Source organism: Xanthobacter luteus, assembly GCF_040049235.1.
Lineage (GTDB): Bacteria > Pseudomonadota > Alphaproteobacteria > Rhizobiales > Xanthobacteraceae > Xanthobacter.
Genome location: NZ_JBDZDO010000009.1, coordinates 241934 through 255353 on the forward strand (window position 1 = coordinate 241934; position 13420 = coordinate 255353).

The 13420-nt window shown below is 71.4% G+C and carries 16 protein-coding genes; 8 read left to right on the forward strand and 8 right to left on the reverse strand.

Going from position 1 to position 13420, the window contains the following annotated elements; all coding sequences use genetic code 11:
• Nucleotides 1–2 precede the first annotated feature (2 nt).
• The 3 genes from ftsY to dapF are packed head-to-tail and all read right to left on the reverse strand — an operon-like array spanning nt 3 to nt 3120.
• A complete protein-coding gene (gene ftsY / locus ABLE88_RS23240) occupies nt 3–938 on the reverse strand; it encodes a signal recognition particle-docking protein FtsY (RefSeq protein ID WP_348834263.1) in 936 nt (311 codons plus the stop codon).
• An 18-nt stretch (nt 939–956) separates the two neighbouring features.
• Nucleotides 957–2231, reverse strand: a complete 1275-nt coding sequence (gene mtaB / locus ABLE88_RS23245) for a tRNA (N(6)-L-threonylcarbamoyladenosine(37)-C(2))-methylthiotransferase MtaB (RefSeq protein WP_348834264.1) — start codon at nt 2229–2231, stop codon at nt 957–959.
• A 1-nt stretch (nt 2232) separates the two neighbouring features.
• Nucleotides 2233–3120, reverse strand: a complete 888-nt coding sequence (gene dapF / locus ABLE88_RS23250; protein ID WP_348834265.1) for a diaminopimelate epimerase — start codon at nt 3118–3120, stop codon at nt 2233–2235.
• A gap of 194 nt (nt 3121–3314) precedes the next feature.
• On the opposite strand from dapF, the gene ABLE88_RS23255 reads away from it, so the two are divergent.
• Nucleotides 3315–4967: an FMN-binding glutamate synthase family protein gene (locus ABLE88_RS23255; RefSeq protein WP_348834267.1), complete on the forward strand. Its 1653-nt coding sequence runs from the start codon at nt 3315–3317 to the stop codon at nt 4965–4967.
• A gap of 16 nt (nt 4968–4983) precedes the next feature.
• Here ABLE88_RS23255 and mutM read toward each other — a convergent pair whose 3' ends face one another.
• Complete coding sequence (mutM, locus tag ABLE88_RS23260; RefSeq protein WP_348834268.1) at nt 4984–5865, reverse strand: bifunctional DNA-formamidopyrimidine glycosylase/DNA-(apurinic or apyrimidinic site) lyase; 882 nt, start codon at nt 5863–5865, stop codon at nt 4984–4986.
• A gap of 299 nt (nt 5866–6164) precedes the next feature.
• On the opposite strand from mutM, the gene ABLE88_RS23265 reads away from it, so the two are divergent.
• From ABLE88_RS23265 to ABLE88_RS23290, 6 genes are all read left to right on the forward strand, one after another.
• Complete coding sequence (locus ABLE88_RS23265) at nt 6165–6503, forward strand: hypothetical protein (RefSeq protein WP_348834269.1); 339 nt, start codon at nt 6165–6167, stop codon at nt 6501–6503.
• Nucleotides 6445–6831 (forward strand): PIN domain-containing protein, encoded by a 387-nt coding sequence (locus ABLE88_RS23270; protein ID WP_348834271.1) that lies wholly within the window; start codon nt 6445–6447, stop codon nt 6829–6831. Before ABLE88_RS23265 ends, ABLE88_RS23270 begins: the two co-directional genes overlap by 59 nt.
• A 3-nt stretch (nt 6832–6834) precedes the next feature.
• A complete protein-coding gene (gene ychF, locus ABLE88_RS23275; protein ID WP_348834273.1) occupies nt 6835–7932 on the forward strand; it encodes a redox-regulated ATPase YchF in 1098 nt (365 codons plus the stop codon).
• A 28-nt stretch (nt 7933–7960) separates the two neighbouring features.
• Nucleotides 7961–8452, forward strand: coding sequence for a MaoC/PaaZ C-terminal domain-containing protein (locus ABLE88_RS23280; RefSeq protein WP_348834275.1), 492 nt, complete (start codon nt 7961–7963; stop codon nt 8450–8452).
• A gap of 71 nt (nt 8453–8523) precedes the next feature.
• A complete protein-coding gene (locus ABLE88_RS23285; RefSeq protein ID WP_510182939.1) occupies nt 8524–8988 on the forward strand; it encodes a MaoC family dehydratase in 465 nt (154 codons plus the stop codon).
• On the forward strand, nt 8985–9458 hold the full coding sequence (locus tag ABLE88_RS23290) for a MaoC family dehydratase (RefSeq protein WP_348834277.1): 474 nt from the start codon (nt 8985–8987) through the stop codon (nt 9456–9458). Before ABLE88_RS23285 ends, ABLE88_RS23290 begins: the two co-directional genes overlap by 4 nt.
• A 43-nt stretch (nt 9459–9501) precedes the next feature.
• Here the strand turns inward: ABLE88_RS23290 and ABLE88_RS23295 are convergent, their stop codons facing one another.
• The 4 genes from ABLE88_RS23295 to ABLE88_RS23310 are packed head-to-tail and all read right to left on the reverse strand — an operon-like array spanning nt 9502 to nt 12811.
• On the reverse strand, nt 9502–10287 hold the full coding sequence (locus ABLE88_RS23295) for an ankyrin repeat domain-containing protein (RefSeq protein WP_348834278.1): 786 nt from the start codon (nt 10285–10287) through the stop codon (nt 9502–9504).
• Nucleotides 10288–10313: 26 nt separating this feature from the next.
• On the reverse strand, nt 10314–11963 hold the full coding sequence (locus tag ABLE88_RS23300; RefSeq protein WP_348834279.1) for a SagB/ThcOx family dehydrogenase: 1650 nt from the start codon (nt 11961–11963) through the stop codon (nt 10314–10316).
• A complete protein-coding gene (locus tag ABLE88_RS23305) occupies nt 11960–12376 on the reverse strand; it encodes an ArsC/Spx/MgsR family protein (protein ID WP_348834280.1) in 417 nt (138 codons plus the stop codon). The genes ABLE88_RS23300 and ABLE88_RS23305 overlap by 4 nt, the downstream gene beginning before the upstream one ends.
• A 3-nt stretch (nt 12377–12379) precedes the next feature.
• Entirely contained in the window at nt 12380–12811 is a 432-nt protein-coding gene (locus ABLE88_RS23310) for a response regulator (protein WP_348834282.1), read from the reverse strand.
• 494 nt (nt 12812–13305) lie between these two features.
• Between ABLE88_RS23310 and ABLE88_RS23315 the strand changes: the two genes are divergently transcribed.
• Nucleotides 13306–13420, forward strand: a 115-nt coding sequence (locus ABLE88_RS23315) for an ArsA-related P-loop ATPase (protein ID WP_348833994.1), incomplete at its 3' end; no start/stop codon positions are given.

Genomic DNA, 13420 nt, shown 5'->3' on the forward strand with positions numbered 1-13420 from the left:
GTTTATTCCAGCCCGGCGATGGCGCGGGCGAAGTCGCGCGCCGCGAAGGGCTGGAGGTCCTCCGCCGCCTCGCCCACGCCGATCAGGTGGATCGGCAAACCGTGCTTGGCGGCGATCGCCACCAGGATGCCGCCGCGCGCCGTGCCGTCGAGCTTGGTCATGACGAGGCCGGTGACGCCCGCCACCCGCGCGAACGCCTCGACCTGGGAGAGCGCGTTCTGCCCCACCGTGGCGTCGAGCACCAGCAGCACCGCATGGGGCGCGGAGGGCTCCAGCTTCTTGATGACGCGCACCACCTTCTCGAGCTCGGCCATCAGCTCGGCGCGGTTCTGGAGCCGGCCGGCGGTGTCGATCAGCAGCACGTCGGCGCCGCTCTCGCGGGCGGCGGTGATGGCGTCGTGGGCGACGCCGGCGGCGTCCGCGCCGGGCTCGCGGGCGATCACCTGCGCGCCGGTGCGCGCGCCCCAGACCTTGAGCTGCTCGATGGCGGCGGCGCGGAAGGTGTCGCCCGCCGCCAGCAGCACCTTCTTGCCCTCCGCGCGCCACTGGGCGGCGAGCTTGCCGATGGTGGTGGTCTTGCCCGAGCCGTTCACCCCCACCATGAGCACGATGAAGGGCTTCCTCGCCCCGTCCAGCACCAGCGGCTGCGCCACCGGCGCAAGGATCTGCTCCACCTCGCGGGCGATCAGGCTCTTCACCTCCTCGGCGGAGATCTGCTTGTCGTGGCGCCCCGCCCCCACGCTCTCGACGATGCGCGCCGCGGTCGTCGTGCCGAGGTCGGCGCGGATCAGGATGTCCTCCAGGTCCTCCAGCGTCTGCGCGTCCAGCTTGCGCTTGGTGACGAGGTCGCCGATGCCCTGGCTCAAGGACGAGGCGGTGCGCGTGAGCCCCTTGGCGAGGCGGCTCCAGAAGCCGCCGGTCTTATCCTGTTCGCTCATGGGATCTCTCTCAACGGATCAGGCGGCGATCAGGCGCGCGCCGTCATGGCCGGCGACGCGCAAAGCCTGCACGCTGCCGCGCGGCAGCGCGCGGGCGATGCGCACCGGGGTGAAATGCTCGGTGTGGCCGCGCCCGCCCGCCTCCACCAGCACCAGGCGGCGCGCGCCCACCTGGGCGCTGAGATGCCGGCGCAGCAGCTCCTCGCCCTTGGCCCTGAGGCGGCGCGCGCGCTCCGCCACGATCGCGGGCGGCACCTGCGGCATGCGCGCCGCCGGCGTGCCGGGACGGGGCGAGAACGGGAAAGCGTGGAGGAAGGACAGCCCCGCCGCCTCGGCCAGCGACAGCGTGGCGCGGAACTGCGCCTCGGTCTCGGTGGGAAAGCCGGCGATCAGATCGGCGCCCAGCACCAGGTCCGGCCGCAGGCGCCGCAGCTCGTCCACGAAGGCCAGCGCGTCGGCGCGCGAATGGCGGCGCTTCATGCGCTTCAGGATCATGTCGTCGCCCGCCTGGAGCGAGAGGTGGAGGTGCGGCATGAGGCGCGGCTCCTCGGCGAGCGCGGCCTTGAGCGCGCCGTCCGCCTCGGCGGCGTCGATGGAGGAGAGCCGCAGCCGGGCGAGCTCGGGCACCTGGCGCAGGATCGCCTGCACCAGCCTGCCGAGGGTGGGCGCGCCCGGCAGATCGGCGCCGTAGGAGGTGAGATCCACGCCCGTGAGCACCACCTCGCGATGGCCGGCTTCGACGAGGCGGCGCACCTGCCCCACCACCGCGCCCATGGCGACGCTGCGCGAGGGGCCGCGCCCGTAAGGGATGATGCAGAAGGTGCAGCGATGGTTACAGCCGTTCTGCACCTCGACGAAGGCGCGGGTGTGGGCGTCGAAGCGGTCGGACAGATGCGGCGCGCTCTCGCGCACCGCCATGATGTCGCCGACGGCGACCTTCGCCGCGCCGGAAAGGCCGAAATCGGGCGCGCCGGCGAGCGCGTCCCAGGCCGCGCGGCGCACCTTCTCGCCATTGCCGAGCACGGCGGCGACCTCCGGCATGCGGGCGAACGCCCCGGGATCGATCTGCGCCGCGCAGCCGGTGACCACCACCCACAGGTCCGGGTCGGCGCGCTTGGCGCGGCGGATCGCCTGGCGCGCCTGGCGCACCGCCTCCTGGGTCACGGCGCAGGTGTTGACGACCAGGGTGCGCGAGAGCCCGGCCGCGTCCGCCGTGGCGCGCAGGGCCTCGCCTTCCAGCGCATTGAGGCGGCAGCCGAAGCTCAGGACCTCGGGCGCGGGGCCGTGCGCCATGTCAGGCCGCCTCGCCCAGCATCGCGGCGGTGATGCGGCCGGAAAATTCGTGCTCCACCGGGCCGGTCATCACCACATGGCCGTTGTCGTGCCCTTGGCCCTCGCCTTGCCCCTGGCCTGCCGGCCGCCAGTCGATGCCCAGGAGCCCGCCGGGCAGACGCACCCGCACCGTGCGCCCGGTGCGGCCGGTGCGGGCGCCCGCCACCGCCGCGGCGCAGCCGGCGGTGCCGCAGGCGCGGGTGCGCCCGGCGCCGCGCTCCCACACGTGGAGCAGGATCTCGTCCGGCCCGGCGAGGCTGGCAAAGGAGATGTTGGCGCGCTCGGGAAACAAGGGATGGCGCTCCAGCGCCGCGCCGAGGCCCGCGACGTCCACCGCGCCGGCGTCCGGCACGAAGAAGACCGCGTGGGGATTGCCCATGCTGACGAAGCTCGCCGGGCCGAGCGGCTCGAAGCCCTCGATCATCACGGCTGTGGTGTCGCCCACGTCGTGCGCCAAAGGAATGTCGCGCCAGGAAAAGCGCGGCGCGCCCATGTCCACGCTCACCGTGCCGTCCGCATGGACGCGGCAGTCGAGCAGGCCGGCCTCGCTCTCGAACACCACATGGTCGGCGCCGGTCACCTGCGCCTCCAAGGCGGCGATGCAGCGCGTGCCGTTGCCGCAGGCGGCGGAAGCCGAGCCGTCGGAATTGAGGATCCGCACGAAGGCGGCGGTGCCGGCCCGGCGCGGCGGATAGAGCACCATCGCCTGGTCGAACGGCAGCACGCCGGGCCGCGCCAGCGCCCGCGCCGCCTGCGGCGAGACCTCGACCGGGTCGGCGCGCAGGTCGATGACCAGGATCTCGTTGCCGAGGCCGTTCATCTTCACGAAGGGGCGGGAAGCAAGGTCCATGGTCCGGCCGGAACGTCGATTGTCGGGAAGCGGCGCGCGGGCGCCCTGCCCCCTTATATGGCGCGCGGGCGCACCGGCGCCACCCCCGCCCGCCGCCCCGGCGGGCGCGGACCGCGGCGCCGGGACTACCGCACGGCAGCGTGCGCTTCGCCTTGGCCTGGGATAGCTTAGCCGCCAAAATCTGGAGGAAGCCCATGGCCGAATGGATGGACGCGAGCACCCGGGCCCTGTTGCGGCGCTACGGCGCCTTCCTGTTCGTGCTCGTCGGCGCGCTGGTCAGCCTGGTCCTGTCGTTCAGCGCGCACCACGCCTGGATCTTCGTGTTCTGCGGCTTCTTCACCCTCGCCATGGTGGGGGTGTTCGACATCACCCAGCCCAACCACACCTTGCTGCGCAACTATCCCCTCATCGGCTCGGTGCGCTGGATGTTCGAGGCGGTGCGGCCCTATCTGCGCCAGTACCTCATGGAGGACGACCTCTCCGAGAAGCCCTACAACCGTGACGACCGCTCCTTGGTCTATGCCCGCGCCAAGAACCAGGAGGACCGCCAGCCGTTCGGCACCGAGCTCGACACCTACGCCGCCGAATACGAGTGGATGACCCATTCGCTGGCGCCGACGCCGATGGCCACGGAGTCGTTCCGGGTCAACGTGGGCGGTCCCGCCTGCGCCAAGCCCTATTCGGCCTCGGTGCTCAACATTTCCGCCATGAGCTTCGGCTCGCTCGGCAGCCGCGCCATCGAGGCGCTGAACCTCGGCGCGAAGACCGGCGGCTTCTACCACGACACCGGCGAGGGCGGCCTCTCGCCCTACCACCGCACCCATGGCGGCGACATCGTGTGGGAGCTGGGCTCGGGCTATTTCGGCTGCCGCAACCGCGACGGCTCGTTCTCGCCCGAGCGGTTCCAGGAGCGCGCCTTGCTCGACCAGGTGAAGATGGTGGAGATCAAGCTCTCGCAGGGCGCCAAGCCCGGCCATGGCGGGGTGCTGCCGGCGGCCAAGGTGACGCCGGAAATCGCCGAGACGCGCGGCGTGCCCATGGGCGAGGACTGCATCTCGCCGGCGCGCCACCCGGCCTTCTCGACGCCGGTTCAGATGATGGAATTCGTGGCGCAACTGCGCGAGCTGTCGGGCGGCAAGCCGGTGGGGCTGAAATTGTGCGTCGGCCATCCGAGCGAGGTGTTCGCGCTCGCGAAAGCCATGCTGAAGACCGGCATCCGGCCCGATTTCATCGTCGTCGACGGGGCGGAGGGCGGCACCGGCGCTGCCCCCCATGAGCTGGCCGACCATGTGGGCATGCCGCTGCGCGAGGGCCTGATCCTGGTGCGCAACGCGCTGGTGGGCACCGGGCTCAGGTCCGAGGTGCGCCTTGCCGCCTCGGGCAAGGTGATCTCCGGCTTCTCCATGGCCGCCAACATGGCGATCGGCGCCGACTGGTGCAACGCCGCGCGCGCCTTCATGTTCTCGCTCGGCTGCGTGATGTCCATGCGCTGCCACACCGGCGCCTGCCCCACCGGGGTCACCACCAACGATCCGCACCTCCAGCGCGGCCTCGTGGTGGAGGACAAGGCGGAGCGGGTGGAGAGCTTCCATCGCCACACGCTCGAGGCGCTGGCCGGGCTGATCTCGGCGGCCGGCCTCGAGCATCCGCGCGAGCTGCTGCCGCACCATGTCTGGCACCGGGTCAGCCCGATCGAGGTGAAGCCGCTCGACCGGCTCTACACCTTCGTTCCCTCCGGCGCGCTCGTCGATGCGCCCGACGATACCCCCTACGCCGCCGACTGGGCGGCCGCCGACGCCGACAGCTTCGCCCCGCGCCGCGCCGTGGGTCCGCGCCGCGCCGCCTGAACCGCCGGCCGGCGCCTTAGCGCTGGCAGGCGGCGCAGAAAAAGGTGGAGCGGGCGCCCTGCACCAGGCGCTGGACGGTGCCCTTGCAGTGCAAGGTCGGGCATGGCGCGCCCTCCCGGTCATAGACGCGGAAGGCGTGCTGGAAATAGCCCAGCGCCCCATCCACCCGCCGGTGATCGCGCAACGAGGAGCCGCCCGCCTGGATCGCCTCGCGCAGCACCTCGCGGATGGCGACGACGAGGCGCTCGGCGCGCAGCGTCGGCCGGCCGTCCTTGGTGGCGAGGGTGTGGGCGGAGCGGCGCGGCGAGAGGTGGGCGCGGTGCAGGGCCTCGCTCACATAGATGTTGCCGAGCCCGGCCACCACCTTCTGGTCCAGCAGCGCCGCCTTGAGCGGCGATCGCTTCCTGGCGCACGCCCGCGCCAGATGCTCGGCATTGAAGCCGTTGCCCAGCGGCTCGGGCCCGAGGCCGCGCAGCAGCGGATGGGAATCGAGCCGGTCGTAGGGCACCATCAGGATGGCGCCGAAGCGGCGCGGATCATTGAAGGTCACCGTGACGCCGCCCGCGAGGTGCAGCACCACGTGGTCGTGGGGTCCCGCGGGGGCGCGGGGATAATGGAAGTCCGGCATGCGCCCGCGCGCAGGGGCGCCCTCGACGCGGATCGAGCCGGACATGCCGAGGTGCAGGATCAGCACCTCGCCGCCGCACAGGTCCGCCAGCAGGTATTTGGCGCGCCGCCCCACCGCCTCGATGCGGCGGCCGGCGAGGCGCTCGGTGAAATGGTCCGGCAGCGGCCAGCGCAAATCGGCACGGCGCGCCTCGACGCTTTCCACGACGGCACCTTGCAGAACGGGCAACAAACCGCGGCGGACGGTCTCCACCTCGGGCAGTTCGGGCATCGCAACCTTCGGCCTGCGGGCGCCACCGCCCGCGATTCGTCATTGGTGCGGAAAGCGTATGCCCCGCCAGCGGCCACGCAAGTCAAGATTGCGCAAGCGGCGAGGATGTCCCGCGACGATCTTGGGCGGGTCGGCCGGCGCCCCCGCATTGGCGCCCGGAGGCGATGGTGCACTGCACCATCGCCGTTAGCCGGGTAGGGTGTCAGGATGTCGCACCACGGCGTGGCGCGGCCCATATCTAGCGCACCTGACTTTGACTAGAATCCAGTCGCTGCAAGATTCGGGATCGGAACCGCCCCATGAAGAGCCTGACGATTTCCCTTCCCGACGAGGCGTTTGCGCGGGCGCGCATTGCCGCAGCGCAAGAAGGCAAGAGCCTGACGCGCTTCATAACCGATCTGCTCGAACACCGTCTGGGACGCCGGCTCACCCAGCGCGAGGCGCTTGAGCGCTTCCTCTCGGGTCCGCCCATGCCCGGAGCCGGGACGGGCTTCAACCGGGACGACCTCCATGCCGAGCGCGCGCTTGAACGGGACCTGCTTCGTCGATACCAGCATCCTGCTCTATCTGAGGGATCCCTTGGTCCCGGCGAAGCAGGAGGCGGCGCGGCGCTGGGTGTTGGCGCTGGCGGCGCGTGACCTGCTGGTGATCAGCCCGCAGGTGCTCAGCGAGTATGCCGCGAGCATCCTGAAGCGGTTCAAGCACGTCCCCTTCGACGTCTTGATGGCCGATCTCGCCTCCATGCAGGTGTGGTGCCGCGCCCTCCCCGGGCCCACGATCGCCGCCGAGGCGGCGCTGGTCCATCGCGAATGGGGCTTTGCTTTCTCGAATTCCGCGTTAATAGCGGCGGCACATGCCTTCGGGTGCGAGCTGTTCCTCAGCGAGGACCTTCACCACGGCCAGCATGTGGACGGGATCGAGGTCGTCAATCCGTTCCTTGCCGGGCCAGAGCGTTTCGAGATCTGATCCATGGGATTCAAATGCGGTATCGTCGGCCTGCCGAACGTCGGCAAGTCGACCCTGTTCAACGCGCTCACCCAGACCGCGGCGGCGCAGGCGGCGAACTACCCCTTCTGCACCATCGAGCCGAACGTGGGCGACGTGGCGGTGCCCGACTCCCGCCTCGAAACGCTCGCCGCCATCGCCGGCTCGGGGCAGATCATCCCCACCCGCCTCACCTTCGTGGACATCGCCGGCCTGGTGCGCGGCGCCTCCAAGGGCGAGGGGCTCGGCAACCAGTTCCTCGCCAACATCCGCGAGTGCGACGCCATCGCCCATGTGGTGCGCTGCTTCGAGGATGGCGACGTGACCCATGTCGAGGGCAAGATCGCACCGGTGGACGACATCGAGACCATCGAAACCGAGCTGATGCTGGCCGACCTCGAGAGCCTGGAGAAGCGCGCCGCGGCCCTCGAGAAGAAGGCCAAGGGCGCCGACAAGGAGGCCAAGGAGACCCTCGACCTCATGACCCGCGCTCTGGTGCTGCTGCGCGAGGGCAAGCCCGCCCGCCTCGCCGAGGTCAAGCCGGAGGAGGAAAAGCTGTTCTCCCAGCTCGGCTTGATGACGGCCAAGCCGGTGCTCTACGTGTGCAACGTGGAGGAGGCCTCGGCCAAGGCCGGCAATGCGCTGTCCGCCCAGGTGTTCGCGCGCGCCGAGCAGGAGGGCGCCAAGGCGGTGGTGGTGTCGGCCAAGATCGAGAGCGAGATCGCCGTGCTGCCGCCGGACGACCAGAAGGATTATCTGGAGGCCATCGACCTCGACGAGCCCGGCCTCAACCGGGTGATCCGCGCCGGCTACGAGCTGCTCGAGCTCGTCACCTATTTCACCGTCGGGCCCAAGGAGGCGCGCGCCTGGACCATCACCCGTGGCACCAAGGCGCCGGCGGCGGCGGGCGTGATCCATTCGGACTTCGAGAAGGGCTTCATCCGCGCCGAGACCATCGCCTATGAGGACTATGTGAAGTTCAAGGGCGAGGCCGGCGCGCGCGAGGCGGGCCGGTTCCGGCTGGAAGGCAAGGACTACGTGGTTCAGGACGGCGATGTGCTGCACTTCCGCTTCGCCAATTGAGCCCGGCTCGCAGACCGAGCGAGACCTCATGGGGCTCCCACGCCTCGGGGAGCGCATCGAGATCGGCCGGTTCGTGTTCACCGAGGCGCTGATGCTGCGCTTCTCCCGCCAGTACGATCCCCTGCCCTTCCATGTGGACGCCGAGGCGGGCCGCCTTTCGCCCTACGGGGCGCTGATCGGCTCGGGCTGGCACACCATGGCGGTGTGGATGAAGCTGTTCGTCGGCGCGCACGACGCCGGCGGCTTTGCCAAGGATGCGCCCGAGGCCATCTCCCCGGCCGGCATCGGCTTCAGCTTCAAGGACCTGCGCTGGATCGCGCCGGTCTTTGCCGACGACGAGATCGTGTTCTCCACCATCCTCGACAGCGTGCGCCCGAGCGCCCATCGTCCCGGCTGGGCGGTGTTCCGCCGGCAGGCGCTGGCGTGCCGGCCCGACGGCGCGGCGGTGATGCGCTTCGAGCTGACCTATCTCGGCCCGGAAGCCACCGCCATCGAATGGCGCGCCGACCGCCCCGCCTGAAATCCGCCCCCGTTCTTGACGCAGCGGCGATCCTCCAGTTGGATCGCCGCTCATGCACCTGGAGGCCCGCCTTGGCCGATCTCTTCTTCGAGGATTTCATCGTCGGCGAGGTGAAGACCTTCGGCTCCTACGAGTTCACGCGCGAGGAGATCCTCGCCTTCGCGCGCGAGTTCGATCCCCAGCCCATGCACCTCGACGAGGCCGCGGGCGCCGCCTCGCTGCTCGGCGGCCTCGCCGCCTCGGGCTGGCACACCTGCGCGGTGATGATGCGCCTCGTCTGCGAGGGCTTCCTCGAGCGCTCGGCCGGCATGGGCTCGCCGGGCGTGACCGAGAACAAGTGGAAGGCGCCGGTGTTTCCCGGCGACGTGCTGACCCTGCGCCGCACCGTGCTGGAGAGCCGCACCTCCAAGAGCCGGCCGGAAATGGGGCTCGTCACCTTCCGCTTCGAGATGCTCAAGCCCGACCGGTCGGTTGCCCTCGATGCGGTCTGCGTCATCATGATCGGCCGCCGCAATCCGGGAGCGCGCCTCGCATGAAGTTCTTCGACGACATCGAGGTGGGCGAGCGCCACGTGCTGGGGCACCACACCTTCACCGAGGCGGAGATGATCGCCTTCGCCGAGAAGTACGACTTCCAGTCGTTTCACGTCGACCCGGACGCGGCCAAGCGCAGCCTCTACGGCGCGCTGGTGGCTTCCGGCTGGCTGACCTCCGCCACCTGGATGCGCTGCTTCATCGAGTTCAACGTGCGCAGCGCCGAGGAGCAGCGTGCCCGCGGCGAGCGGGTGCCGATGGTCGGCCCCTCGCCGGGCTTCACCAACATGCGCTGGCTGAAGCCGGTCTATGCCGGTGACACCATCACCTACGTCACCGAGCCGAAGGAGAAGACCGCGAGCCGCTCGCGGCCGAAATGGGGCGTGCTGCGGGTCTACAATTCCGGCACCAACCAGCACGGCGACCTGGTGCTCGACTTCGAGAGCACCGTGTTCGCGGAGCGGCGCGGCTGAGGCCGGCGCGGGGCGCGCGCCCCGGAAGCCCACGCCTCGTAAGCTAAGCCTGGATTTTGGCCCGCGTGGCGTGCCGCAGCAGATCGAGGCAGTCGCGGGTCGCGGCGAGGTCGAGGGCGGAAAAGCCGTCGAGCGTCTCGGGCCGCGTGTCGGCGCCGTGGGCCAGAAGGCGCGCCACCACCTCCGCCTTCCCGGCCGAGGCGGCATACATCAGGGCAGTGGCGCCGTTGTCGTTGCGGTTGTCGATGGCGCAGCCCGCCGCCACCAAAGCGTCGATCACCGGCAGGTGGCCGCCGACGCAGGCGAGCCAGAGCGCGGTGTTGCCATCGGCATTGCGGGCGTCGACCTTCGCCCCAGCCACGAGGAGCGCCGCGACGATGGCCTCGAGGCCCTCCCGGCAGGCGCGCATCAGCGGTGTCATGCCGTGCTCCGCCGCCGCGTTCACCCCGTCCTGCGGGAAGCCCTGGATCGCGAGCCAGCGGTGCACCGCCTCGTCCGGCGTCGCCGCCCCCGCGCCCGCCTGCGCCGCCGCCCACGCCGCGTAGCCGCCCTCCAGGCTGTGGACCGCGCGGAAGCCGAAATCGCACAGCACCTGCGCATATTCGCGGCTGGCGAAGCCGTGATAGCAGTAGACCAGCACCGGCTTGGCGCGGCTGGTGCCGTTGATCACCTGGGCGAGGTCGGAAAAGGTGATGTTGCGGGCGCCCTCCACGTGGCCCTCGAGGAAGCTCGCGCGGTCGCGCACGTCGAGGGCGAGCACGCCGCCGGCCTTCAGCAGCGCCTCGGCGGCGGCGGCGGAGATGGGGCGGAAGGCGGGGCGCTCGGACATGGGTCTTCTCCGTGCCGGTCTCGGCGTCAGAGGGGGCGGCCGGCATAGGCCGGCTCGCTCAGGATGCGCGGGTCGTCCAAAGGGGTGCCGACGGTGAAGTGGTAGAGCGACTGCAGGTCGGCGCCGGCGAGACCGAGGAGCCGGTGCACCTCGTCGTCGAAATAGCAGCCGATGCCGGTGCCGCGGATGCCGGCCGCCTCCGCCGCCAGATAGAGCGCCTGGCCGAGCAGCCCCGCCTCCCAGTGCAATTGCCGGTAGCGCCAGGGATCGCGGGCGACCAGGGGGGCGAACTCCGCCAGCAGGGCGAGGCTGAAGGCGCCGTCGCCGGCGATCGCCTGGTGGCAGCACACGGTGCGGGCGACGCCGCGCGCATCCGCCTCGGCGAGGCAGAACAGCGGCAGGTGGTCCGGCGCGCCGGGCGCCGGGCTCCAGTCGAAGTCGGCGCGCATGGCCGCCTTGAGCGTGCCCGCCATTCCGGGCCGGCGCGGCAGGGCATAGACGCCGCGCGGCAGGCCCTCGACCCGGTGCACGAACAGGACCGGATGCAGGCGCGGCGCAAAGTCCCACACGGAGAAAGCCGGCGCGCCGGGATCGAGCGCCGCCAGCAGGCGGAAGAAGTCGGCCGCCGGCAGCATCGCGCGGGTGTCGAACCGCTGCGCGCTGCGCCGGCCGAGGATGAGCGCGGCGGCACGCACCGCGCCGCCGCCGTCCGGCGGCGGGGGGGCGGGCGGCGCGACAGGCCGGGCCGGCCCCGCCTCCGGCTGCGGCGCCGCGTCCGGAGCGGCGGTGGCGACGCTCACCGCGTCGATCACCGGCCAGCGATAGAGCGGATGGCGGTCCAGCAGGTTGGCGTGCCCGCGCCAGTCGGGATCGGCGGCGAGCGCCGGCAGGCCCTCCGGCGCCGGCGCGCCGACCAGGATCTCGGCCAGCAGCTCGGGATCCTCCCGCTCGGCGCCGCCGGCAAAGTCGGCGGCGCGGTCGAGGCCGAGCAGCGCGGCGAGCGCGCCCGCGCCGGCCGGCACGAGCCGCACCCGCCAGCCGAGCGCGGCGGCGGCATGGATGAGCGCGCCCAGCGCATGGCCGGTGTCGAGCTGGCAGTAGCGGAACGCCCGCTCGCCATATTTCCACGCCTCGCGCCACGCGACGCTGGAGAGGCCGATAAGCAGCCGCGCCGGGCCGGGGGCAAGCCGCGCGCGCCGCTCCAGCGCGTGGTCGCGGCTGACATAATGATGCACGCCGTCGTCGAGCCCCGCGACGCCGCGCGCCAGCACATAGGCTTCCGTGGGATGCAGGTTGCCGCTCGAGGGATTTGCGCGCACCGCCCAGCGGTCCGGCCCGAGCTGCTTGAAGGCGCTGAGGCCGAAGGACAATTCCAGCAGCGCCGCGACGCTGTCGCGGCCGAGCGGCGCGGGCGGCGGCGCGTCGGACCCGAACAGGTCGCAAAAGCGCGTGTCGAGCGCCCGCGCGGTCAGCGGCAAAGCGCGCGCCGGGGCGCCATCATAGGTGCGGAAGGGGTCGGGCTGGGCGTCCCAGTCCAGGGTCTCGGGGCCGGCCGCATAGGCCTTGAGCGTGTGCTTGGTGCGCTGGTGATAGCCGAGCGCCGTCCCGGCGCGCCGCGCTTGCGCCTCCGCCGCCTCCGGCGGCGGGTCGGCGAGCGCGGTGTTGGGGTGGCTCATGGCGCGGGGTCCGGGCAGCGCGGCGCGTCACCCGGCCGCGCGCAGCCCTCTGGCAGCGCCGCAGCTTCGGCGAGGAGGTCGGTGACCGGCGCCCGGTCGAAGCCGGCGCAGCGCACGCCGTCGGCCTCCACCAGCGGGCGGCGGATCAGCAGCGGGTCGGCGAGCATCAGCGCGATGGCTTCGTCCGCGCCCAACGAGGCCGGGTCCACCGCGCCCGATTTCACCGCGGGCGCCGCCGGGTTGAACCAGCGCGCCACCGGGGTCGCGCCGAAGAAGGCGCGAAGGCGCGCCGCGGTCCAGGGCTCGGCCAAAAGGCTGCGCACCTCCAGCTCATGGCCGGCGGCGGCGAGCATCTGCCGCTGCCGGCCATTGGTGGCGCAGCCCGGCTTCTCATAGAAGACAACGCGCGCCACGGCTCACAGGCTGCCGAGCTGGATCAGCGGCTGGGCGCCGCCGCGGCCGAGGATGGTGTCCACCTTCTTGCGCACGCTCTCGATGGTGAGCGGCTTCACCAGCGCGCCGTGGGCGCCGGCCTTCAGCCCCTCCACCGCCACCGCCTCGTCCGCCTTGTCGGTGACGACGAGGATGCGCACGCCGGGGAACCGGCCGTTGATCTCCTTCACCAGATTCGCGCCCCGGCTCTTCAGGAAGCCGACGCCGAGCAGGACCACGTCCGGCTTCAGCCAGTCGACGCCCTTCTCGTAGGCTTCCTCGGGGCTCGATATCTCGTGGGTCTCGATCTCGTCGTGCAGCATGAACTGGAGCGCGGCGCGGGTGATCTCGTCCTCGTCCACCACGAACACCCGCCGCTGGTCCACCGCCTTGGACGTCTCAACGCCGATCTGCATCTTTGATCCTCGCTTCAGGTCGCGCCGCGCTTGGGGCCGCGCCGCGCACCGGCGCCGGGCTCCCCGCACGCGAGCGGGCGTTTCCTCTCAAGCAAGTTCCGTTCCCGTCCCGCGCGGCCGGCTGAAGGCACCGCGGCGCCAACACATTGGCGCCGCCGGGGCCGGGCCGGCTTGTTCCAATTGCGACAGGAGCGCGCCGGCCTGTCGGGTTCGACACACCTTCCGGGCGTCCGGTGAGGCCTGGGGCGCGACCGCGGCAACCCCCGCTGCATTGATATGAATCAACGCCTTGAGGAGGACACGGCGGCTCTGGCACGCCGATTGCTCGGACCGTGCCGCTACAGCGAGTGAGGGCTGAGTGCACGCCTACGTGAAAGCGAGCGTGGCGCTCCTTCCCAACAGCCCGCCGTGCGTTCCCGACGAGACATTCCATTCGTGAACCTCTCGCGCCACGCGCGCGGTGATCTTTTGTGTCCGGTTAGAAGGAGAGCAAGATGTCGCTGAGACAGATCGCATTTTACGGGAAGGGGGGCATCGGCAAGTCGACGACGTCCCAGAACACTTTGGCGGCGCTGGCGCAGATGGGTCACAAGATCCTGATCGTCGGCT